The sequence below is a fragment of the Pseudomonas sp. Arb-4-2C genome (genome assembly GCF_055755015.1).
On sequence record NZ_CM146899.1, the window covers coordinates 5,662,357 to 5,681,829 of the forward strand.

Genomic DNA, 19,473 nt, shown 5'->3' on the forward strand with positions numbered 1-19,473 from the left:
CCGTTAACCCGCAACATCGCATTCCCCCTGTGGGAGCAGGCTTGCTCGCGAAGGCGTCGTGCCAGTCGACAAATTCTTTGACTGATCGGGCGCTTTCGCGAGCAAGCCCGCTCCCACAGTTGGTTTTGCGGTGGGTGGTTATTGGGCGGTGGCTTTGAGGCCGGTGAGGAGCAGGCGCTGGAAGAGGTCTTCTTTCAGGCCTTCCGGGTGTGTCAGTTGCATGCGTTCCAGGTGGTCGGGGAATGTCGAGGCATCGGGTGCGTCGAGGGCTGCTTTGCCAAGTTCCAGAATCTCGGTCAGCTTGAACTTGCTCTTCAGCCAGTTCAGCGCCCGCAGCAGATCCCGCTCGATCGCCGTGAAATCACAGCCCAACGGATACTCCGGAAACAGGTTCGGATGCCTCGCGGCAATCGCCTGTAAACGCTGCGGCGTGTTCTCGGCAAAGCGTGGATCGAGATGGAAATCCTTCGGCAGCTTGCCGACCTTCTGCGCCTGTTCGATCAGCCCCGGTTGAAAGCGTGAATCGCTGATATTGAGCAACGCCTCGATCACCACCGCATCGGATTTGCCGCGCAGATCGGCGATGCCGTACTCGGTAACCACGATGTCACGCAGATGCCGCGGGATCGTGCAGTGGCCGTATTCCCAGACAATATTCGAACTGACTTCGCCACCGGATTCGCGCCAGCTGCGCAGGATCAGAATCGAGCGCGCATCGTGCAGCGCGTGGCCCTGGGCAACGAAGTTGTACTGCCCGCCAACGCCGCTGAGCACCCGCCCGTCTTCCAGCTGATCGGCTACACCCGCGCCCATCAGCGTCATGGTGAACACGGTGTTGATGAACCGTGCATCGAGGCGCTGCAATCGCTTGAGTTCCTCCTGCCCGTACAGCTCGTTGATGTAGCTGATGCGGGTCATGTTGAATTCGAGGCGCTTGCTCTGCGGTAACTCGCGCAGGCGCTCGTAGAAACTGCGCGGGCCGAGGAAGAAACCGCCGTGCACCGAGATGCCATCGGTTTGCGCCGCTTCATCGAGGGTGCCGGCGTTGGCCTGTTCCTGAGTCTGTACGTCGGGGTAAACCTTGCGCCGGATGATCCCGGCGTCCGCCAGCACCAGCAGACCGTTGACGAACATTTCACTGCAGCCATACAGGCCTTTGGCGAAGGGTGCGGTGCCGCCTTCGCGCTCGATCAACTGCGCCCACTGGCTGAGGTTGAGGTCGTTGAGCAGGGCCTGATAACCGGCGTTATCCGCTTGCCGCGCGAGCAGCGCCGCGGTCAGCGCATCGCCCATCGAGCCGATGCCGATCTGCAAGGTGCCGCCGTCACGCACCAGGGTGCTGGCGTGCAGGCCGATGAAATGATCCTGAAATCCCACCGGCATGTTCGGCGTGGAAAACAGAGTGCTGCTGTCCTTCGCGTCGATCAGCAGGTCGAAGGTGTCGATATCAACTTCGGCATCGCCGGGCATGTACGGCAGCTCGGTGTGTACCTGACCGACCAGCAGAATGGTCTCCCCCGCATCGCGGCGCTTGGCGATCATCGGCAACAGGTCGAGAGTGATGTCCGGGTTGCAGCTCAGGCTCAACCGGTCGGGGTGTTCGCTGCTGCTGGCGAGCAACTGAGCCACCAGGTTCAGGCCGGCAGCGTTGATGTCGCGGGCGGCGTGGCTGTAGTTGCTGCTGACGTAATCCTGCTGGGCCGGCGCGCTATTGAGCAGGCTGCCGGGCTGCATGAAGAACTGTTCGATGCGGATGTTGGCGGGGAGGCTGTCACGCTGCAGGTCGGCGAGGAAATCGAATTCGGGGTAGTCACCGAATACGCGCTCGACAAAGGGTTCGATGAAGCGCTTCTGCAAACCGTCGCCCAGCGTCGGCCGCCCCAGACACAGCGCGGTGTAGATCGTCAGTTGCCGTTGGGGCAGGTCCTTGATGCGCCGGTACAGCGCGTTGACGAAATGATTGGGCTTGCCCAGCCCCAGCGGCATGCCCATGTGGATATGCGCCGGCAAGCGTGCGAGCACCTCGTCCACTGCCTGTTCGATCGAACACAACTGCACCATCTGAAGCCTCCTGCCCGTTCCGTGAATAGAGGTAGACCGAGCTTGCCCTGAGTTTGCTGCAAAGGACAGCCCACGCCGTGAATCGCGGGCACAAAAAAACCGTCCGAAGACGGTTTTTTTCGTCAGAAGCGTGGCTTATTTCAGGCCGGACATCTTCTGGATCGCGCCTTTCAACTCGTCATCCGAGCAATCGGCGCAGGTGCCTTTGGGCGGCATCGAGTTCAGGCCGGTGATGGCTTTGGCCAGCAGGCCGTCGAGGCCACCCTGGTGATCGGCGCGGTCTTTCCAGGCCGCCGCGTCACCGATTTTCGGTGCGCCCAACAGGCCCGTACCGTGGCAAGCGTTGCAATGTTTTGCAATCACTTCATCAGGCGTCTTCGCCCCGCCACCGCCGCCAGCGGAGGCTGCCACTTCCATACCCTTGCATTCCTGCCCCTGAACGCACACCTGGCCGACCGGCTCGAGGCGCTTGGCAATGTCGTCATTCGTCGCAGCTTGAGCGCTGACAGCCCAGAGGGCCAGTACGGTTGCTGGTGCGGCCAGCATTTTCATAATTAGGTTCACGCGTTCACCCTCAATGGTGGCTATTCACGCCTGCGGCCACGGTTCGCAGGCGGGCGCAAGTATAGCGGGTAGCCCGCCACACTGAAACAACCCCATAGTCGAAGGGGTTATACCGCGCAGTGGAAAAACTCTTCGGATGCCTTCGCCGTCACGGCTTGGCACCTCTCTTTTCAAAAATTCGCCGGCGTGGCTGCGCTGATTAGTCGCGCAGGCAAGTCGAACGGATTACGGAAACGATGCGGCTTGGTACTTTCAAAGTAGTAGCTGTCGCCGGCTTCGAGAATAAAAGTTTCCAGACCCACCACCAATTCCAGACGCCCTTCAACCAGAATCCCGGTTTCCTCGCCTTCATGGGTGAGCATTTCTTCGCCGGTATCTGCTCCCGGCGGGTAGATTTCGTTGAGGAACGCGATGGCCCGGCTCGGGTGCGCGCGACCGACCAGTTTCATGGTCACGGCGCCGTCGGAAATGTCGATCAGCTCGTTGGCCTTGTAGACGATCTGGGTCGGAATTTCCTGCAGGATTTCTTCGGAAAAGAACTCGACCATGGACATGGGGATGCCGCCCAGCACCTTTCTCAGCGAACTGATCGAAGGGCTGACGCTATTCTTTTCGATCATCGAAATGGTGCTGTTGGTGACGCCCGCGCGTTTGGCGAGTTCACGCTGGGAAAGCCCTTTGAGCTTGCGGATCGATTGCAGTCGTTCACCGACGTCCAAGGCGGGAGCCTCCTGATGTTGTAAGAATATTGAGCGTTATCATGGCGACAGCGTTCAGTATTTACAACACTTGGCCCCCGCAGCGGCCTCAACCCTCGGAATAGAGCCTTGGCACTCGACGCAGGTTGCAGAAGATCTGGTACGGAATGGTGTCGGCCCACTGCGCCACTTCGCTGGCGAGGATGTTTTTGCCCCACAGCTCAACGGTCGAACCCAGGTCGGCGTCCGGCACATCGGTAAGGTCGACGCAGAGCATGTCCATCGATACGCGACCGAGAATCCGGCTGCGCTTGCCGGCCACCAGCACCGGCGTGCCGGTCGGTGCCTGACGCGGGTAGCCATCGGCATACCCCATGGCGACCACGCCGATGCGCATCGGTTTGTCGGTGATGAACCTGGCGCCATAACCAATCGGCTCGCCGGCGGGCAGTTCACGTACGCAGATGACTTTCGATTCGAGGGTCATCACCGGTTGCAGGCGCTCGGCCACGGCGTTGGCTTCTTCGAACGGGGTCGCGCCGTAGAGCATGATGCCCGGGCGCACCCAGTCGCTGTGGATCTGCGGCCAGCCGAGCACGGCGGGCGAGTTGCGCAGGCTGACTTCGGCTGCCAGGCCCTGGCGCGCAGCCTCGAACACCGCGACCTGATCGACGCTGCTCTGTTCGTGTAGCTCATCGGCGCGGGCGAAATGGCTCATCAGCACGATCTTCGCCACTTTGCCGCTGGCCAGCAGACGCTGGTAGGCCGCCGCGTAATCCTTCGGATGCAGACCAACACGGTGCATGCCCGAATCGAGCTTGAGCCACACGGTGATCGGTTTGCTCAAGGCCGCCTGCTCAATCGCTTCGAGCTGCCACAGCGAATGCACCACACACCAGAAATCATGCTCGACGATCAGCGCCAGCTCATCGGCTTCGAAGATGCCTTCGAGCAACAACACCGGTGCCTTGATCCCGGCGGCGCGCAGCTCCAGCGCCTCTTCGATGCAGGCGACGGCAAATCCGTCGGCTTCGGCTTCCAGCGCCTGGGCGCAACGCACTGCGCCGTGACCGTAGGCATCAGCCTTGATCACCGCCAGCGCCTTGGCGCCGGTGACTTCGCGGGCAATTCGGTAGTTGTGGCGCAGGGCTTCTAGGTCGATCAGGGCACGGGCAGGACGCATGGCGGCAGACTTCTAGGCGGTCATGGGAAGAAAAACCGGCGCTGGCTGACGACGTGAACCACCAACAGCGCCGGGAGAGGGATCTTTAAACGGTTATGGCAGCGCGGCGACGATAGAGATTTCTACCAGAATGCTCGGCTTGGCCATCTTCGCTTCGACGGTGGCACGGGCCGGTGCAGCACCTTTGGGCAGCCACTCGTCCCACACCGAGTTCATCCCGGCAAAGTGCGCCTCGATGTCGTTCAGATAAATCGTCGCCGACAGCAGATGCTGCTTGTCAGTCCCGGCCAGATCCAGCAAACGCTCGATGTTGGCGAGCACGTCGCGGGTCTGCTGCTCAACCCCGGCGTTGAAGTCGTCGCCGACCTGGCCGGCCAGATACACGGTGCCGTTGTGACTGACGATCTGACTCATGCGCTCATTGGTGAGCTGGCGCTGGATTGCCATGTTTTGCGGACTCCTGAGGTTTGTTGCCGTAACGGGAAATATCGAGGCCTTCAGCGCTGATCTGTGGTTTTTTCTTCGCCATCAGATCGGCCAGCAAACGACCGGAACCGCACGCCATGGTCCAACCCAGGGTGCCGTGACCGGTGTTGAGGAACAGGTTCTTGAACGGCGTGGCGCCCACGATCGGCGTGCCGTCCGGGGTCGTCGGACGCAGACCGGTCCAGAAGCTTGCCTCGGCCAGATTGCCGCCCTGAGGATAAAGGTCGTTGACGATCATCTCCAGGGTTTCGCGCCGGCGCGGGTTCAGCGACAGGTCAAAACCGGCAATCTCCGCCATGCCGCCAACGCGGATACGGTTATCGAAACGGGTGATCGCGACCTTGTAGGTCTCATCGAGAATCGTCGAGGTCGGGGCCATGTCCGGGTTGGTGATCGGCACGGTCAGCGAGTAACCCTTGAGCGGATACACCGGGGCCTTGATGCCCAGCGGCTTGAGCAGTTGCGGCGAATAACTGCCGAGGGCCAGCACGTAGCGGTCGGCGGTTTCCAGCTTGCCGTCGATCCACACGCCGTTGATGCGATCACCCGCGTAGTCAAGGCGCTGGATGTCCTGACCGAAGCGGAATTCCACACCGAGCTTCACAGCCATTTCAGCCAGGCGCGTGGTGAACATCTGGCAGTCGCCGGTCTGGTCGTTCGGCAGACGCAGGGCACCGGCGAGGATGTCGGTGACATTGGCCAGGGCCGGTTCGACGCGGGCGATGCCGGCGCGGTCGAGGACTTCAAACGGGACACCGGACTCTTTCAGCACGGCGATGTCTTTGGCGGCGCCATCGAGCTGCGCCTGAGTGCGGAACAGTTGGGTGGTACCGAGGCTGCGGCCTTCGTAGGCGATGCCGGTTTCCGCACGCAGTTCGTCGAGGCAGTCGCGGCTGTACTCGGACAGACGCACCATGCGCTCCTTGTTCACCGCGTAACGGCTGGCGGTGCAGTTGCGCAGCATCTGCGCCATCCACAGGTACTGGTCGATGTCGGCGGTGGCCTTGATCGCCAGCGGCGCGTGGCGTTGCAGCAACCACTTGATGGCCTTGAGCGGCACGCCCGGGGCGGCCCACGGCGAGGCATAACCCGGCGACACCTGGCCGGCGTTGGCGAAGCTGGTCTCCATGGCCACGGCTGGCTGCCGGTCGACCACCACCACTTCAAACCCGGCACGGGCCAGATAGTAAGCACTGGCGGTCCCGATGACGCCGCTACCCAAGACCATTACGCGCATTTTTGTATCCCTCATCGCGGCAGGGCCGCGTACGTCTGTTGATAGAGCAATGATGCGCGCAGTGTAAAAAAGAATGGCCAGTGCTTTTCACTGTATAAGCGCCTATATTTGGCGACAATTCTCGGCAAAAACCCTTTTCACGGAGGCGCATCCCCTATGCGTACCAACACTCAGACCAAACGTGAGCTGGACAAGATCGACCGCAATATCTTGCGGATCCTGCAGGCGGACGGGCGGATATCGTTTACCGAACTCGGGGAGAAGGTCGGCCTTTCCACCACGCCGTGTACGGAGCGGGTGCGGCGGCTGGAGCGCGAGGGGATCATCATGGGCTATAACGCCCGGCTCAATCCGCAGCACTTGAAAGGTAGCCTGCTGGTGTTCGTCGAGATCAGCCTCGACTACAAATCCGGCGATACTTTCGAGGAGTTCCGGCGCGCGGTGCTGAAATTGCCGCATGTGCTTGAGTGTCACCTGGTGTCCGGGGATTTCGACTACCTGGTGAAGGCGCGGATTTCCGAGATGGCCTCCTACCGCAAGCTGCTGGGCGACATTCTGTTGAAGTTGCCGCATGTGCGCGAATCAAAAAGCTATATCGTGATGGAAGAAGTGAAAGAGAGCCTGAGCCTGCCGATTCCGGATTGAGGTTTGTGGCGCCCCCTTCGCGAGCAAGCTCGCTCCCACATTTGAAATGTATTTCCCTGTGGGAGCGGGCTTGCTCGCGAAGGGGGCGCCACGGTGCCGAGTGAACCCGCTAAACCAGCACCTGCCGATTCGAAGCCATGTACTCGAAGATCTGCTTTTCAACCCGCGGATGAATCAGCTCCACCGGCCCTCGCCCGTTCGGGCAAGGCAACGTCTTGGTCGTACCAAACAACCGGCAGATCAACGGCCGCTCTTCATACACCGTGCAGCCTTCCGGCCCCAGGTGCACACAATTCAACTCGTCCATTGCCGCATCCTGCTCGGCGCGGGTCTTGCGCGGCAGGCGCGACATTTCTTCCGGCGAGGTCGTCACCGGCCCACAGCAGTCATGGCAGCCCGGCACGCAGTCGAACGTGGGGATCTGCTGACGCAGGTCGCGGATTGTCTGGCGGTTGCAGCTCATCGAAACGGTAACCCACATGAAATAGGCGGCGATTGTGCCGCAAAAGCCGTGTTCCACACAGCAACGGCCGACCAGTGTTGCCCCGCTTCGGGCGTGCGGCTTATGCTCCGTCAAATTTTCTCGACACTCAGCCGTTGGACGATGCCCATGAATGCCCGCGCCCGAACCTTCGCGAGCCAACCCCACGTTGCCTCTTACTACGCCGCCAGCAGCCTGCCGCAGCCGGATCATTCGCAGTTGCGGGGTGAAGTGATCGCAGACGTGTGCGTGGTCGGCGGCGGGTTTTCCGGGCTCAACACCGCACTGGAACTGGCCGAGCGTGGCCTCAGCGTGGTGTTGCTGGAAGCGCACCGCATCGGCTGGGGCGCCAGTGGCCGCAACGGTGGGCAGTTGATTCGCGGGGTCGGCCACGGTCTCGATCAGTTCGCCAACGTCATCGGGGCCGACGGTGTTCGCCAGATGAAACTCATGGGCCTGGAAGCGGTGGAAATCGTCCGTCAGCGGGTCAACCGTTTCCAGATCCAGTGCGACCTGACCTGGGGCTACTGCGATCTCGCCAACAAGCCCGGCGACCTCGAAGGCTTTGCCGAAGACGCCGAAGAACTGCGCGGCCTCGGCTATCGCTACGAGACCCGCCTGCTGCAAGCCGACGAGATGCACACCGTGGTCGGCTCCAAACGCTATGTCGGCGGCCTGATCGACATGGGATCCGGGCATCTGCATCCGCTTAACCTGGCGCTGGGCGAAGCCGCTGCCGCGCAGCAGCTGGGGGTCAAACTGTTTGAGCAGTCAGCAGTCACCCGCATCGATTACGGCCCTGAAGTTCGCGTGCACACCGCGCAAGGCTCGGTGCGCGCCAAGACGCTGGTGCTCGGCTGCAACGCCTACCTCAATGACCTCAACCCGCAACTGAGCGGCAAAGTCCTGCCCGCCGGCAGTTACATCATCGCTACCGAGCCACTGAGCGAAGCCCAGGCCCACGCCCTGCTGCCGCAAAACATGGCGGTCTGCGATCAGCGGGTGGCGCTGGATTACTACCGGCTCTCGGCGGACCGGCGCCTGCTGTTCGGCGGCGCCTGCCATTATTCGGGGCGCGATCCGAAGGACATCGGTGCGTACATGCAGCCCAAGATGCTCGAAGTGTTTCCGCAATTGGCTTCAGTGAAGATCGACTATCAATGGGGTGGCATGATCGGCATCGGCGCCAATCGTCTGCCGCAGATCGGCCGGCTCAATGATCAGCCAAACGTGTATTACGCCCAGGCCTATTCCGGGCACGGGGTGAATGCCACACACCTGGCGGGCAAGTTGCTGGCCGAGGCAATCAGCGGCCAGCACAGCGGCGGGTTCGATCTGTTCGCCAGGGTGCCGCACCTCACCTTCCCGGGCGGCAAGCATTTGCGCTCGCCGTTGCTGGCGTTGGGGATGCTGTGGCATCGGCTCAAAGAGCTGGCCTGATAAATAGATGGCGCGATTTAAGACGCCTTCGCGAGCAGGCTCGCTCCCACATTGGAATGCATTTTCCTGTGGGAGCGAGCCTGCTCGCGAATGGGCCTCATGAGCTCCGAAGATTCAGATCCGCCAGAACGGCTTCAACCCCTCCTCCAGCGCCTGCTCGCGGGTCAACCCGACATCCTTGAGTTGCTCCGGCGTCAGGTTCAGCAACGCCTTGCGTGTGTGCAGACGATGCCAGAACAGGCCCCAGCGACTCAGGCCGGACGGTGCGTTGCGCAACATCTCATTGCGCGCACTGTCCCTCTGCCCCGCCTCCAGTTCCTGACTGTGTAACGTCAGCCGCACATCGCTCAAGCCGTTCATTTTTGTCGCTCCTGTTTACTTGGGTAGCCAGAGATTCCATGATGCGCGGGTCGGGAAAAGCATTACAGATTCAACACATCTGTATTAATCCCATACAGATTTGCCGTACCTGAGACTGAATCACCGATTTTTGCCGCATCTGTACTGGTTTAACGAATCACCTGCATCGAGGCAGTGCCATGACCCTGTATGTGAACCTCGCCGAGCTGCTCGGCACCCGCATCGAACAAGGCTTCTACCGTCCTGGCGATCGCCTGCCTTCGGTGCGCGCCTTGAGCGTAGAACACGGGGTTAGCCTCAGCACGGTGCAGCAGGCCTATCGCATGCTTGAAGACAGCGGTCTGGCCACACCGAAACCCAAGTCCGGCTACTTCGTGCCGGTGGGGCGCGAGCTGCCGGAACTGCCTGCGGTCGGGCGCCCGGCGCAGCGGCCGGTGGAGATTTCGCAGTGGGATCAGGTGCTGGAACTGATTCGCGCGGTGCCGCGCAAGGACGTGGTGCAACTGGGTCGCGGCATGCCCGATGTGACCACGCCAACCATGAAACCGCTGCTGCGCGGACTGGCGCGAATCAGCCGTCGCCAGGACATGCCCGGTCTGTATTACGACAACATCCACGGCACCCTCGAACTGCGCGAACAGATCGCCCGACTGATGCTCGATTCCGGCTGCCAGTTAAGCGCCAGCGATCTGGTGATCACCACCGGTTGCCACGAAGCCTTGTCCACCAGCATCCACGCGATCTGCGAGCCGGGTGACATCGTCGCGGTGGATTCGCCGAGCTTTCACGGCGCCATGCAAACGCTCAAAGGGCTGGGCATGAAAGCGCTGGAAATCCCCACCGACCCGCTGACCGGTATCAGCCTCGAAGCGCTGGAACTGGCGCTGGAACAATGGCCGATCAAGGTCATCCAGATCACCCCCAACTGCAACAACCCGCTGGGCTACATCATGCCGGAGTCGCGCAAGCGCGCTCTGCTCAACCTTGCGCAGCGCTTCGACGTGGCAATCATCGAGGACGATGTGTATGGCGAACTCGCCTACACCTACCCACGTCCACGCACGATCAAGTCCTTCGACGAGGACGGTCGGGTATTGCTCTGCAGTTCGTTTTCCAAAACCCTGGCGCCGGGGCTGCGCATCGGTTGGGTCGCGCCGGGACGTTATCTGGAGCGGGTGCTGCACATGAAATACATCAGCACCGGCTCCACCGCGCCACAGCCGCAGATCGCCATTGCCGAATTCCTCAAAGGTGGGTACTTCGAACCGCATTTGCGGCGGATGCGCACTCAATACCAGCGCAATCGCGACGTAATGATCGACTGGGTCACGCGTTATTTCCCGGCCGGCACCCGCGCCAGCCGCCCGCAGGGCAGTTTCATGTTGTGGGTCGAATTGCCCGAAGGTTTCGATACGCTGAAGCTCAATCGCGCGCTGCATGACCAAGGTGTACAGATTGCTGTCGGCAGCATCTTTTCCGCCTCGGGCAAGTACCGCAACTGCTTGCGGATGAACTACGCTGCCAAACCGACACCGCAAATCGAAGACGCGGTGCGCAAGGTCGGTGCAGCCGCGATCAAATTGCTGGCCGAAGCCGACTGACCTTTTTCGAGTGATCAGCGTCCATATGCCGACCTTTGCCGCCGACCGGAACGTTCCTACGTGAGCTTCAGACAGCCCCTACTCGCTTTGCTGATGTTCGCCTCGCTCCTGAGCGGCTGCGCCAGCCTCGACGTCCCGCGTGAGCCAAGCCAGGCCCTGCCGGCGTCAGACTCCAGCTTCGGCCGCTCGATTCAGGCACAGGCCGCGCCCTATCAGGGCCGCTCCGGTTTCCGCCTGCTGTCCAACAGCACCGAAGCATTCACCGCCCGCGCCGAGCTGATCCGCAACGCGCAGACCAGCCTCGACTTGCAGTACTACATCGTCCATGACGGCGTCAGCACACGGATGCTTGTGGAGGAACTGCTCAAGGCCGCCGACCGTGGCGTGCGCGTACGCATCCTGCTCGACGACACGACCAGCGACGGCCTCGACACGATCATCGCCACGCTGGCGGCGCATCCACAGATCCAGATTCGCCTGTTCAACCCGCTGCACCTGGGCCGCAGCACCGGCGTGACCCGCGCCGCCGGACGCTTGTTCAACCTGTCGCTGCAGCACCGGCGGATGCACAACAAACTGTTCCTGGCGGACAACAGCGTGGCCATCGTCGGCGGGCGCAATCTGGGTGACGAGTATTTCGATGCCGAGCCGAACCTGAATTTCACCGACATCGACATGCTCAGTGTGGGACCTGTGGCCGAGCAACTCGGGCACAGTTTCGACCAGTACTGGAACAGTGCGCTGAGCAAGCCGATCAACGAGTTCCTCTCCAGCAAACCGACCGCCAAGGACTTGCAGAACACTCGCACGCGCCTGGAAGAATCGCTGGATGAAACCCGCAAACAGAATCACGCGCTGTATCAACAGCTGATGACGTTCAAGACCGCACCGCGTATGGATGTCTGGCGCAAGGAACTGATCTGGGCCTGGAACCAGGCGCTGTGGGATGCGCCGAGCAAGGTGCTGGCCAAGGACGAACCGGACCCTCAACTGCTGCTGACCACGCAACTGGCGCCGGAGCTCAAAGGCGTCAACAAAGAGCTGATCATGATCTCGGCGTACTTCGTGCCCGGTCAGCCGGGGCTGGTGTACCTGACCGGGCGCGCCGACGCCGGGGTGTCGGTGAGCCTGCTGACCAACTCACTGGAAGCCACCGACGTGCCGGCGGTGCACGGCGGTTATGCGCCATACCGCAAGGCGCTGCTGGAACACGGGGTGAAGCTGTATGAACTGCGCCGTCAGCCTGGGGATAACTACGGCAGCGGCCCGCATCTGTTTTACAGCAAGTCGTTTCGTGGCTCGGATTCCAGCCTGCACAGCAAGGCGATGATTTTCGACCGGCAGAAGGCGTTTATCGGCTCGTTCAACTTCGACCCGCGCTCGGTGCTGTGGAACACCGAAGTCGGGGTCCTGGTCGACAGCCCGGAACTGGCCGAGCACGTGCGCGAACTGGCCCTGCAAGGCATGGCGCCAGCGCTGAGTTACGAGGCGAAACTGCAGGATGGCAAGATCGTCTGGGTGACCGAGGACAACGGCCAGACCCACACGCTGACCAAGGAACCGGGGAGCTGGTGGCGGCGGTTCAATGCGTGGTTCAGCACCGCCGTAGGCCTTGAGCGGATGCTGTAATCACGGTTGTCCCTTGTGGGAGCGGGCTTGCTCGCGAATGCGGTTTTACATTCAGTCAATGTGCTGACTGACACACCGCTTTCGCGAGCAAGCCCGCTCCCACAGGGAAGCATTCAAGCAGGCTGTGCTTCGGTGCCGAATGCACCTTGGCGCATCAGCAGTATCACCAGCCCAAATGCGCCGACCGCCATCAACAACGGCAACGCATGCCCGCTGATCCATTGGCTGCCCGCCCCCGCCATCAAAGGCCCGATCAGACACCCCACACCCCACAACTGCGCGATGTGCGCATTGGCCCGCACCAGCGCATCGTCGCGATAGCGCTCGCCGATCAGGATGAGTGACAAGGTGAACAAGCCGCCAGCGCTGGCACCGAACAATACCCACAACGGCCAGATCAGCAGCGTATCGATCAACAGCGGGATCGCCAGGCTCGACAACATCAGGATCACCGCGCAGCCGGTGAACAATGTGCGCCGCGAGAGATAATCCGCCAAGGCGCCAATCGGCAATTGCAGCAGGGCGTCACCGACCACCACGGTGCTGACCATCGCCAGCGCGATCTCGGCGGTGAAGCCCTGCTGCAGGCAATACACCGGCAGCAGGGTCAGGATCATCGCCTCGAATGCTGCAAACAACGATACCGCCCAGGCAATCGCCGGCAACTCGCGGGCAAAGCCCCACAGATCGCGGAAGGTCACGCTGCTGGCTTCACTGCTCGGCGCACCGCTGCGCCCCAGCAACAACAAGGGCGAAACCAGCAACAGCCCGACGCCCACCCAAAACCCGTAATCGTGCTCAGTGCCGAGCGCGCCCAGTAGCAGCGGACCAGACAGTTGGCTCAACGCATAGCTGCTGCCATACAGCGCCACCAGACGCCCGCGCCAGTTCTCCACCACCAGTTGGTTGATCCAGCTCTCGCCAAGGATAAACACGATGGTCAGGATCACCCCGATCATCAGACGCAGGACCAGCCAGATCGGATAACTCGGCAACAGCGCCAGCAACCCGATCGACAACGCCCCGGCCCACAGGCACAGGCGCATCAGGTTCGCCGTGCCGAAACGCGCCGCCAGATGGCTGGAAATCTTCGCCCCCAGCAACACGCCAATTGCCGGCATCGCCGCCATCACACCGATGGCGAAGGCGCCGTAACCCCAACCTTCCAGGCGCAACGACACCAACGGCATGCTGACCCCCAGGGCCAGACCGACACTCAAGACAGACGCCAACACGGCGAAATACGTCGCCCAACGCATGGTCCACGCTCCTGTGGATATTCTTGTATGCAGCACAAAACCACTGTGGGAGCGGGCTTGCTCGCGAATACGGTTTCACATTCAGCAAATGTGCTGACTGATACACCGCTTTCGCGAGCAAGCCCGCTCCCACAGGGGATCTCTGTATGTTCGGGAGCCTGAACGAGCCAGGCTCCCGCTAAAGGCTTACAGCTTGATCCACGTCGCCTTCAGCTCGGTGTACTTGTCGAAGGCGTGCAGCGACTTGTCACGACCGTTGCCCGACTGCTTGAAGCCACCGAACGGCGCAGTCATATCGCCGCCGTCGTATTGGTTGACCCACACGCTGCCGGCACGCAGGGCCTTGGCGGTGAGATGCGCCTTGGAGATGTCCTGGGTCCATACCGCAGCGGCCAGGCCATACGGCGTGTCGTTGGCGATCTGGATCGCTTCTTCGGCAGTGTCGAACGCGATGACCGACAGCACCGGGCCGAAGATCTCTTCCTGAGCGATCTTCATCGCGTTGCTTACGCCGTCAAAGATCGTCGGCTCAACGTAAGTGCCACCGGTTTCCTGCAGGATGCGCTTGCCGCCAGCCACCAGTTTGGCGCCATCGGTGTGGCCGGATTCGATGTACGACAGCACGGTGTTCATCTGCTGGGTATCGACCAGAGCACCGACGTTGGTCGCCGGATCCAGCGGGTTGCCCGGCTTCCAGGTTTTCAGCGCCTCGATCACCATCGGCAGGAATGTGTCCTTGATCGAACGCTCGACCAGCAGACGCGAACCGGCGGTGCAGACTTCGCCCTGATTGAAGGCGATAGCGCTGGCGGCGGATTCGGCAGCGGCCTGCAAGTCCGGCGCATCGGCAAACACGATGTTCGGGCTCTTGCCACCGGCTTCCAGCCACACGCGCTTCATGTTCGATTCGCCTGAGTAAATCATTAGCTGCTTGGCGATCTTGGTCGAACCGGTGAACACCAGAGTGTCGACGTCGTTATGCAGGGCCAGCGCCTTGCCAACGGTGTGACCGTAGCCCGGCAGCACGTTGAGCACGCCTTTTGGAATACCGGCTTCAACGGCCAGCGCAGCGATACGGATGGCGGTCAGCGGGGACTTTTCCGACGGCTTGAGGATCACCGAGTTACCGGTCGAAAGCGCAGGTCCCAGTTTCCAGCAGGCCATCATCAACGGGAAGTTCCACGGCACGATGGCGCCGACCACGCCCACTGGCTCGCGGGTGACCAGACCCAGTTGATCGTGCGGCGTGGCGGCGACTTCGTCGTAGATCTTGTCGATCGCCTCACCGCTCCAGCTCAGCGCTTGCGCCGCACCTGGCACGTCGATGTACAGCGAGTCACTGATCGGCTTGCCCATGTCGAGGGTTTCGAGCAGCGCCAGCTCCTCGGCGTGCTGCTTGAGCAGGCCGGCGAAACGAATCATGGTGGCTTTGCGTTTGGTCGGCGCCAGGCGCGACCAGACACCGGAATTGAACGTGGCGCGGGCGTTTTCCACGGCGCGCTGGGCGTCGGCGGCATCACAGCTGGCAATCTTGCCCAGCAGACGGCCATCGACCGGGCTGATGCACTCGAAGGTCTCGCCGGAGACGGCGTCGGTGTATTCGCCATTGAGGTAGGCGCGGCCTTCGATCTTCAGGTCGCGGGCGCGTTGTTCCCAATCGGCACGAGTCAGGGTGGTCATTCGAGTGTCCTCCTCTTGTTGAATAGAGCGCCGCGTTCTTCGCGGTCGTCTTCAGGAATGCTGCCCGGCCAGCCTGCTTTTCGGCCCAAGGCACCCGCCACCCTAAACCAGCGGCCGGGGTTGTTTCAATATATTTGACATAAGCGCGCTATACGGCCTTGCGGTGTTCATTTTAATAAACATAGACTTTGGCCCTTTCAAGCCAACGCGCCGTCATCACGGGAGAAAACAACAATGAACATCCAGAACGTCGTCGACATCAGCCTGACCAGCAGCGAAGCCGAACGCTATCGCCCGGACCCGGCCAAAGTGCTCAAAGGTGACCCTGAACAAGCGGTGTTCCATCAATACGAAAGCCCTTGTGGGCAAATGGGCGTTGGCGTGTGGGAAGGTGCGGTTGGCCAATGGACGGTGAATTACACCGAACATGAATATTGCGAAATCCTGCAGGGGGTTTCGGTGCTGCGTGACAGCGATGGCAATGCCAAGACGTTGCGTGTTGGCGATCGCTTTGTGATTCCGGCAGGGTTCCGCGGCACTTGGGAAGTGCTGGAGGCTTGCCGCAAGGTCTATGTGATCTTTGAACAGAAGGCCTGAGGATTTTCGCTGGCTGATCCGACCCTATCGCGAGCAGGCTCACTCCTACAGGTGACCGCATTCCACTGTAGGAGTGAGCCTGCTCGCGAAAGCGTCGCAACAGTCAGTACAAAACTCCAGGCAACAAAAAAGGCCCGTATCGTGAGATACGGGCCTTTTTTGTAAGTCGGGAAAAATCAATTACTTGATTTTGCCTTCCTTGTAGATCACGTGCTTGCGAACAACCGGATCATATTTCTTGATCTCGATTTTGTCCGGAGTAGTACGCTTGTTCTTGTCGGTAGTGTAGAAATGACCAGTACCGGCGCTCGAGATCAAACGAATCAATTCACGCATGATTAGCTCCCTTAAATCTTGCCATCGCGGCGAAGTTCGGCGAGCACGACACTGATGCCACGCTTGTCGATGATGCGCATGCCTTTGGCAGATACGCGCAGACGCACAAAACGTTTCTCTTCTTCAACCCAGAAGCGGTGATGCTGCAGGTTCGGCAGGAAACGACGACGGGTTTTGTTGTTTGCGTGGGAAATGTTATTCCCGGTTACCGGACCCTTACCGGTAACTTGACATACTCTCGACATGCCTCAGCCCTCTAAAACCACATGCCCAACCCGGCATGGGTTGGCCGCTTAATCTCTCAGTCATTTGGCGCCAGGCGCCGCGTTTCTTTAGAGGTCTTACCGGCTACACCTACAGTGAAGGAACCGGGCCCCTAGAAAAGAGCGCTGCTTTATACCAGAAAGACCGGGGTGCAACAACAATGGATGTGCAATCAACCGGCAAAAAGGCGCTTTTTCCCGCTGCGGACGCTTTGGATAAAGGCTGCCGCGAGTTTTGACCACTCGTCGCAGAAAACCGCTCTCCAGGGCGTTTCCGACTTTTCGCCACGCGCCGCGGTCTGAAAAACGCCACTGCGCTGCCCCGAAAATGCAAAAAGGGGATAGTCATTTGCAATCCAGCCCTCTAGGGTAACCCTTTTCCAGACTGCACCTGCAGATGGCCTTCGATCTGTAAAGGAAGCCGACCATGCGCCTCGCTGCCCTACCCCTGTTGCTCGCCCCGCTTCTGCTGAGCCCTCTGGCCCAGGCTGCCGCCCTGAGCGTCTGCACCGAGGCCAGCCCTGAAGGGTTCGACGTGGTGCAATACAACTCGCTGACCACCACCAATGCTTCGGCCGATGTACTGATGAACCGCCTCGTGGACTTCGACACTGCCAGCGGCAAAGTCGTGCCCAGCCTGGCCGACAGTTGGGAAGTCAGCACCGATGGCCTGAGCTACGTGTTCAAACTGCACCCGCAGGTGAAGTTTCACAGCACTGACTATTTCAAGCCGACCCGCACCCTGAGCGCCGAAGACGTCAAGTTCAGCTTCGACCGCATGCTTGATCCGGCCAACCCATGGCACAAAGTGGCGCAAAGCGGCTTCCCGCACGCCCAGTCCATGCAGTTGCCGGCGCTGATCAAGAAGATCGACGCACTCGACCCGTTGACCGTGCGCTTCACCCTCGACCACCCGGACTCGACGTTCCTCGCAACCCTGAGCATGGGCTTCGCCTCCATTTATTCCGCCGAATACGCCGACAAATTGCTCAAGGCCGACGCGACCGACAAGCTCAACAGCCAGCCGGTCGGCACCGGCCCGTTCGTGTTCACGCGCTTCCAGAAAGACGCCTCGGTACGCTACAAGGCCAACCCGGACTACTTCGGCGGCAAGCCTGCGGTCGACCCGCTGATCTTCGCCATCACCCCGGACGCCAACGTGCGCCTGCAAAAGCTGCGACGCAACGAGTGCCAGATCGCGCTTTCGCCAAAACCGCTGGACGTGAAGGCGGCGCAGCAAGAGCCGACGCTGAAAGTGGAAAAGACTGACGCCTTCATGACCGCCTTCGTCGGCATCAACAGCCAGCACCCACCGCTGGACAAGCCGGAAGTCCGCCAGGCGATCAATCTTGCCTTCGACAAGGCCAACTACGTCAAAGCCGTGTTCGAGGACACCGCAGAACCGGCCAGCGGCCCTTACCCGCCAAACACCTGGAGCTACGCGAAGAACCTGCCGGGCTATCCTCACGACGTGGCCAAGGCCAAGGCACTGATGGCCAAGGCCGGACTCAAGGACGGTTTTCAGACCACCATCTGGACCCGACCGTCCGGCAGCCTGCTCAACCCGAACCCGAGCCTGGGCGCCCAGCTACTGCAATCAGACTTGGCAGAAATCGGCATCCAGGCGGAAATCCGCGTGATCGAATGGGGCGAACTGATTCGCCGCGCCAAGGCCGGCGAGCATGACCTGTTGTTCATGGGCTGGGCCGGCGACAACGGCGACCCGGACAACTTCCTTACACCGCAGTTTTCCTGTGCGGCGGTCAAGTCCGGCACCAACTTCGCCCGCTACTGCAACGCCGACCTGGACAAGCTGATCAGCGCCGGCAAGACCACCAGCGAACAAGGTGTGCGCACCAAGCTGTACGAGCAGGCGCAGGCGCAGATTCAGCAGCAGGCGCTGTGGCTGCCGCTGGCGCATCCGACGGCGTATGCGCTGACGCGCAAGGACGTGCAGGGTTACTCCGTCAGCCCGTTTGGCCGTCAGGACTATTCCAGGGTCACCCTGAAATAACCCGCCACAACACAGCCCCCAGTGGGAGCGGGCTTGCTCGCGAATGCGTCGGATCAGCCAACATTTTTAATGACTGACCCACCGCCTTCGCGAGCAAGCCCGCTCCCATAGGGGTTGGCGTTTGTTCTTGAAAGCTACATCCAGCCACACTCCGCCATCGACAACGGCTCGCCATCGCCAACGATGAAGTGATCGAGCACCCGCACATCAATCAGCTCCAGCGCCTTCTGCAAACGCTTGGTCAGTTGCCTGTCCGCCTGACTGGGATCGGTATTGCCCGACGGATGGTTGTGGCAGAGGATCACGGCCGCGGCATTGTTCGCCAAGGCACGTTTCACCACTTCACGTGGATGCACACTGGTGTTGTCGATCGAGCCACGAAACAGTGCCTCGAACGTCAATACTTGATGCTTGGAGTCCAGAAACAGGCAACCAAACACCTCGTGCGGCTCGTGGCGTAGCATCGATTTCAGGTAATCCCGAACCGCCTGCGGATTCTCCAGCGCCGGCTCTCTGCGTGAGCGCTCAGCCAGATACCGCCGGTTCATTTCTTGAGCAGCCTGCAACTGTGCAAACTTTGCGGGCCCCAAACCTAACTGTTTGCTGAATGCTTCCTGATCGGCCTCAAGCAACAAACGCAGGCTGCCGAACTGATTCAACAAGTGTCGCGCCAAGTCCACTGCGCTTTTTCCAACAACTCCCGTGCGCAAAAAAATCGCCAGTAACTCGGCGTCCGAGAGGCTCGCAGAACCCTGTTCAAGTAACCTTTCCCGCGGCCGTTCCGCCGCAGGCCAATCGCGAATACTCATACACGTTCCTTGTCTGTGAGCGCCGCTGTTCCGTAGCGGTCGCTGTGATATCGTAGCCCATCTTTTTTGCGAGCGAAGTCACCCTGGGGAGGGGGTTTCGCCACGTATGTCACCCACGAAATGAAAGGCA

19 protein-coding genes are annotated in these 19,473 nt (G+C 60.8%); 6 read left to right on the forward strand and 13 right to left on the reverse strand.

The window, feature by feature from the left end; genetic code table 11:
- Positions 1-138 precede the first annotated feature (138 nt).
- The 6 genes from AC0J41_RS25750 to dadA all read right to left on the reverse strand — a co-directional run bounded on the left by AC0J41_RS25750 (position 139) and on the right by dadA (position 6,229).
- On the reverse strand, positions 139-2,061 hold the full coding sequence (locus tag AC0J41_RS25750; RefSeq protein ID WP_473013936.1) for an acetyl-CoA hydrolase/transferase C-terminal domain-containing protein: 1,923 nt from the start codon (positions 2,059-2,061) through the stop codon (positions 139-141).
- A 135-nt stretch (positions 2,062-2,196) separates the two neighbouring features.
- Entirely contained in the window at positions 2,197-2,613 is a 417-nt protein-coding gene (locus AC0J41_RS25755; protein WP_025112727.1) for a c-type cytochrome, read from the reverse strand.
- Positions 2,614-2,795: 182 nt separating this feature from the next.
- Positions 2,796-3,344 (reverse strand): cupin domain-containing protein, encoded by a 549-nt coding sequence (locus tag AC0J41_RS25760; RefSeq protein ID WP_025112726.1) that lies wholly within the window; start codon positions 3,342-3,344, stop codon positions 2,796-2,798.
- A gap of 88 nt (positions 3,345-3,432) precedes the next feature.
- Entirely contained in the window at positions 3,433-4,506 is a 1,074-nt protein-coding gene (alr, locus tag AC0J41_RS25765; RefSeq protein WP_473013937.1) for an alanine racemase, read from the reverse strand.
- Between the two features lie 93 nt (positions 4,507-4,599).
- Positions 4,600-4,953: a RidA family protein gene (locus AC0J41_RS25770; protein ID WP_025112724.1), complete on the reverse strand. Its 354-nt coding sequence runs from the start codon at positions 4,951-4,953 to the stop codon at positions 4,600-4,602.
- Positions 4,925-6,229 carry a D-amino acid dehydrogenase gene (dadA, locus tag AC0J41_RS25775; RefSeq protein ID WP_025112723.1) on the reverse strand — a complete coding sequence of 435 codons (1,305 nt, stop codon included), beginning with the start codon at positions 6,227-6,229 and terminating at the stop codon, positions 4,925-4,927. The genes AC0J41_RS25770 and dadA overlap by 29 nt, the downstream gene beginning before the upstream one ends.
- A gap of 156 nt (positions 6,230-6,385) precedes the next feature.
- Here dadA and AC0J41_RS25780 point away from each other — a divergent pair, with 156 nt between their 5' ends.
- On the forward strand, positions 6,386-6,874 hold the full coding sequence (locus tag AC0J41_RS25780; RefSeq protein ID WP_003177284.1) for an Lrp/AsnC ligand binding domain-containing protein: 489 nt from the start codon (positions 6,386-6,388) through the stop codon (positions 6,872-6,874).
- A gap of 109 nt (positions 6,875-6,983) precedes the next feature.
- On the opposite strand, the gene AC0J41_RS25785 is transcribed toward AC0J41_RS25780, so the two are convergent.
- On the reverse strand, positions 6,984-7,337 hold the full coding sequence (locus AC0J41_RS25785) for a YkgJ family cysteine cluster protein (protein WP_473013938.1): 354 nt from the start codon (positions 7,335-7,337) through the stop codon (positions 6,984-6,986).
- Between the two features lie 147 nt (positions 7,338-7,484).
- Between AC0J41_RS25785 and AC0J41_RS25790 the strand changes: the two genes are divergently transcribed.
- Complete coding sequence (locus AC0J41_RS25790) at positions 7,485-8,795, forward strand: NAD(P)/FAD-dependent oxidoreductase (protein WP_473013939.1); 1,311 nt, start codon at positions 7,485-7,487, stop codon at positions 8,793-8,795.
- A 114-nt stretch (positions 8,796-8,909) separates the two neighbouring features.
- Here the strand turns inward: AC0J41_RS25790 and AC0J41_RS25795 are convergent, their stop codons facing one another.
- Entirely contained in the window at positions 8,910-9,155 is a 246-nt protein-coding gene (locus AC0J41_RS25795) for a DUF1127 domain-containing protein (RefSeq protein ID WP_025112720.1), read from the reverse strand.
- 179 nt (positions 9,156-9,334) lie between these two features.
- Between AC0J41_RS25795 and AC0J41_RS25800 the strand changes: the two genes are divergently transcribed.
- Positions 9,335-10,756 carry an aminotransferase-like domain-containing protein gene (locus AC0J41_RS25800; protein ID WP_473013940.1) on the forward strand — a complete coding sequence of 474 codons (1,422 nt, stop codon included), beginning with the start codon at positions 9,335-9,337 and terminating at the stop codon, positions 10,754-10,756.
- A 60-nt stretch (positions 10,757-10,816) separates the two neighbouring features.
- Positions 10,817-12,385 carry a phospholipase D family protein gene (locus AC0J41_RS25805; RefSeq protein WP_025112718.1) on the forward strand — a complete coding sequence of 523 codons (1,569 nt, stop codon included), beginning with the start codon at positions 10,817-10,819 and terminating at the stop codon, positions 12,383-12,385.
- 113 nt (positions 12,386-12,498) lie between these two features.
- Here AC0J41_RS25805 and AC0J41_RS25810 read toward each other — a convergent pair whose 3' ends face one another.
- Together AC0J41_RS25810 and AC0J41_RS25815 are read right to left on the reverse strand one after the other, a co-directional pair.
- Positions 12,499-13,644 (reverse strand): MFS transporter, encoded by a 1,146-nt coding sequence (locus AC0J41_RS25810; RefSeq protein ID WP_025112717.1) that lies wholly within the window; start codon positions 13,642-13,644, stop codon positions 12,499-12,501.
- 186 nt (positions 13,645-13,830) lie between these two features.
- The gene (locus AC0J41_RS25815; RefSeq protein ID WP_016985821.1) at positions 13,831-15,324 is read right to left on the reverse strand and encodes an aldehyde dehydrogenase; all 1,494 of its coding nucleotides are present in this window, start codon (positions 15,322-15,324) and stop codon (positions 13,831-13,833) included.
- A 234-nt stretch (positions 15,325-15,558) separates the two neighbouring features.
- Here AC0J41_RS25815 and AC0J41_RS25820 point away from each other — a divergent pair, with 234 nt between their 5' ends.
- Positions 15,559-15,921, forward strand: coding sequence for a cupin domain-containing protein (locus AC0J41_RS25820; RefSeq protein WP_025112716.1), 363 nt, complete (start codon positions 15,559-15,561; stop codon positions 15,919-15,921).
- A 180-nt stretch (positions 15,922-16,101) separates the two neighbouring features.
- On the opposite strand, the gene rpmG is transcribed toward AC0J41_RS25820, so the two are convergent.
- Complete coding sequence (gene rpmG, locus AC0J41_RS25825) at positions 16,102-16,257, reverse strand: 50S ribosomal protein L33 (RefSeq protein WP_003177274.1); 156 nt, start codon at positions 16,255-16,257, stop codon at positions 16,102-16,104.
- Between the two features lie 11 nt (positions 16,258-16,268).
- Entirely contained in the window at positions 16,269-16,502 is a 234-nt protein-coding gene (gene rpmB / locus AC0J41_RS25830) for a 50S ribosomal protein L28 (RefSeq protein ID WP_003229474.1), read from the reverse strand.
- A gap of 445 nt (positions 16,503-16,947) precedes the next feature.
- Between rpmB and AC0J41_RS25835 the strand changes: the two genes are divergently transcribed.
- A complete protein-coding gene (locus tag AC0J41_RS25835) occupies positions 16,948-18,534 on the forward strand; it encodes an ABC transporter substrate-binding protein (protein ID WP_473013941.1) in 1,587 nt (528 codons plus the stop codon).
- A 134-nt stretch (positions 18,535-18,668) separates the two neighbouring features.
- Here AC0J41_RS25835 and radC read toward each other — a convergent pair whose 3' ends face one another.
- Complete coding sequence (radC, locus tag AC0J41_RS25840) at positions 18,669-19,343, reverse strand: RadC family protein (RefSeq protein WP_025112714.1); 675 nt, start codon at positions 19,341-19,343, stop codon at positions 18,669-18,671.
- Between the last annotated feature and the right edge of the window lie 130 nt (positions 19,344-19,473).

Coding starts and splice junctions, on each gene's coding strand:
- AC0J41_RS25800 (WP_473013940.1), top strand. CDS start 9,335: ATGACCCTGTATGTGAACCTCGCCGAGCTGCTCGGCACCCGCATCGAA.
- AC0J41_RS25755 (WP_025112727.1), bottom strand. CDS start 2,613: ATGAAAATGCTGGCCGCACCAGCAACCGTACTGGCCCTCTGGGCTGTC.
- AC0J41_RS25750 (WP_473013936.1), bottom strand. CDS start 2,061: ATGGTGCAGTTGTGTTCGATCGAACAGGCAGTGGACGAGGTGCTCGCA.
- AC0J41_RS25810 (WP_025112717.1), bottom strand. CDS start 13,644: ATGCGTTGGGCGACGTATTTCGCCGTGTTGGCGTCTGTCTTGAGTGTC.
- AC0J41_RS25780 (WP_003177284.1), top strand. CDS start 6,386: ATGCGTACCAACACTCAGACCAAACGTGAGCTGGACAAGATCGACCGC.
- alr (WP_473013937.1), bottom strand. CDS start 4,506: ATGCGTCCTGCCCGTGCCCTGATCGACCTAGAAGCCCTGCGCCACAAC.
- rpmB (WP_003229474.1), bottom strand. CDS start 16,502: ATGTCGAGAGTATGTCAAGTTACCGGTAAGGGTCCGGTAACCGGGAAT.
- AC0J41_RS25795 (WP_025112720.1), bottom strand. CDS start 9,155: ATGAACGGCTTGAGCGATGTGCGGCTGACGTTACACAGTCAGGAACTG.
- dadA (WP_025112723.1), bottom strand. CDS start 6,229: ATGCGCGTAATGGTCTTGGGTAGCGGCGTCATCGGGACCGCCAGTGCT.
- AC0J41_RS25820 (WP_025112716.1), top strand. CDS start 15,559: ATGAACATCCAGAACGTCGTCGACATCAGCCTGACCAGCAGCGAAGCC.
- AC0J41_RS25790 (WP_473013939.1), top strand. CDS start 7,485: ATGAATGCCCGCGCCCGAACCTTCGCGAGCCAACCCCACGTTGCCTCT.
- radC (WP_025112714.1), bottom strand. CDS start 19,343: ATGAGTATTCGCGATTGGCCTGCGGCGGAACGGCCGCGGGAAAGGTTA.
- AC0J41_RS25770 (WP_025112724.1), bottom strand. CDS start 4,953: ATGGCAATCCAGCGCCAGCTCACCAATGAGCGCATGAGTCAGATCGTC.
- AC0J41_RS25815 (WP_016985821.1), bottom strand. CDS start 15,324: ATGACCACCCTGACTCGTGCCGATTGGGAACAACGCGCCCGCGACCTG.
- AC0J41_RS25835 (WP_473013941.1), top strand. CDS start 16,948: ATGCGCCTCGCTGCCCTACCCCTGTTGCTCGCCCCGCTTCTGCTGAGC.
- rpmG (WP_003177274.1), bottom strand. CDS start 16,257: ATGCGTGAATTGATTCGTTTGATCTCGAGCGCCGGTACTGGTCATTTC.
- AC0J41_RS25785 (WP_473013938.1), bottom strand. CDS start 7,337: ATGAGCTGCAACCGCCAGACAATCCGCGACCTGCGTCAGCAGATCCCC.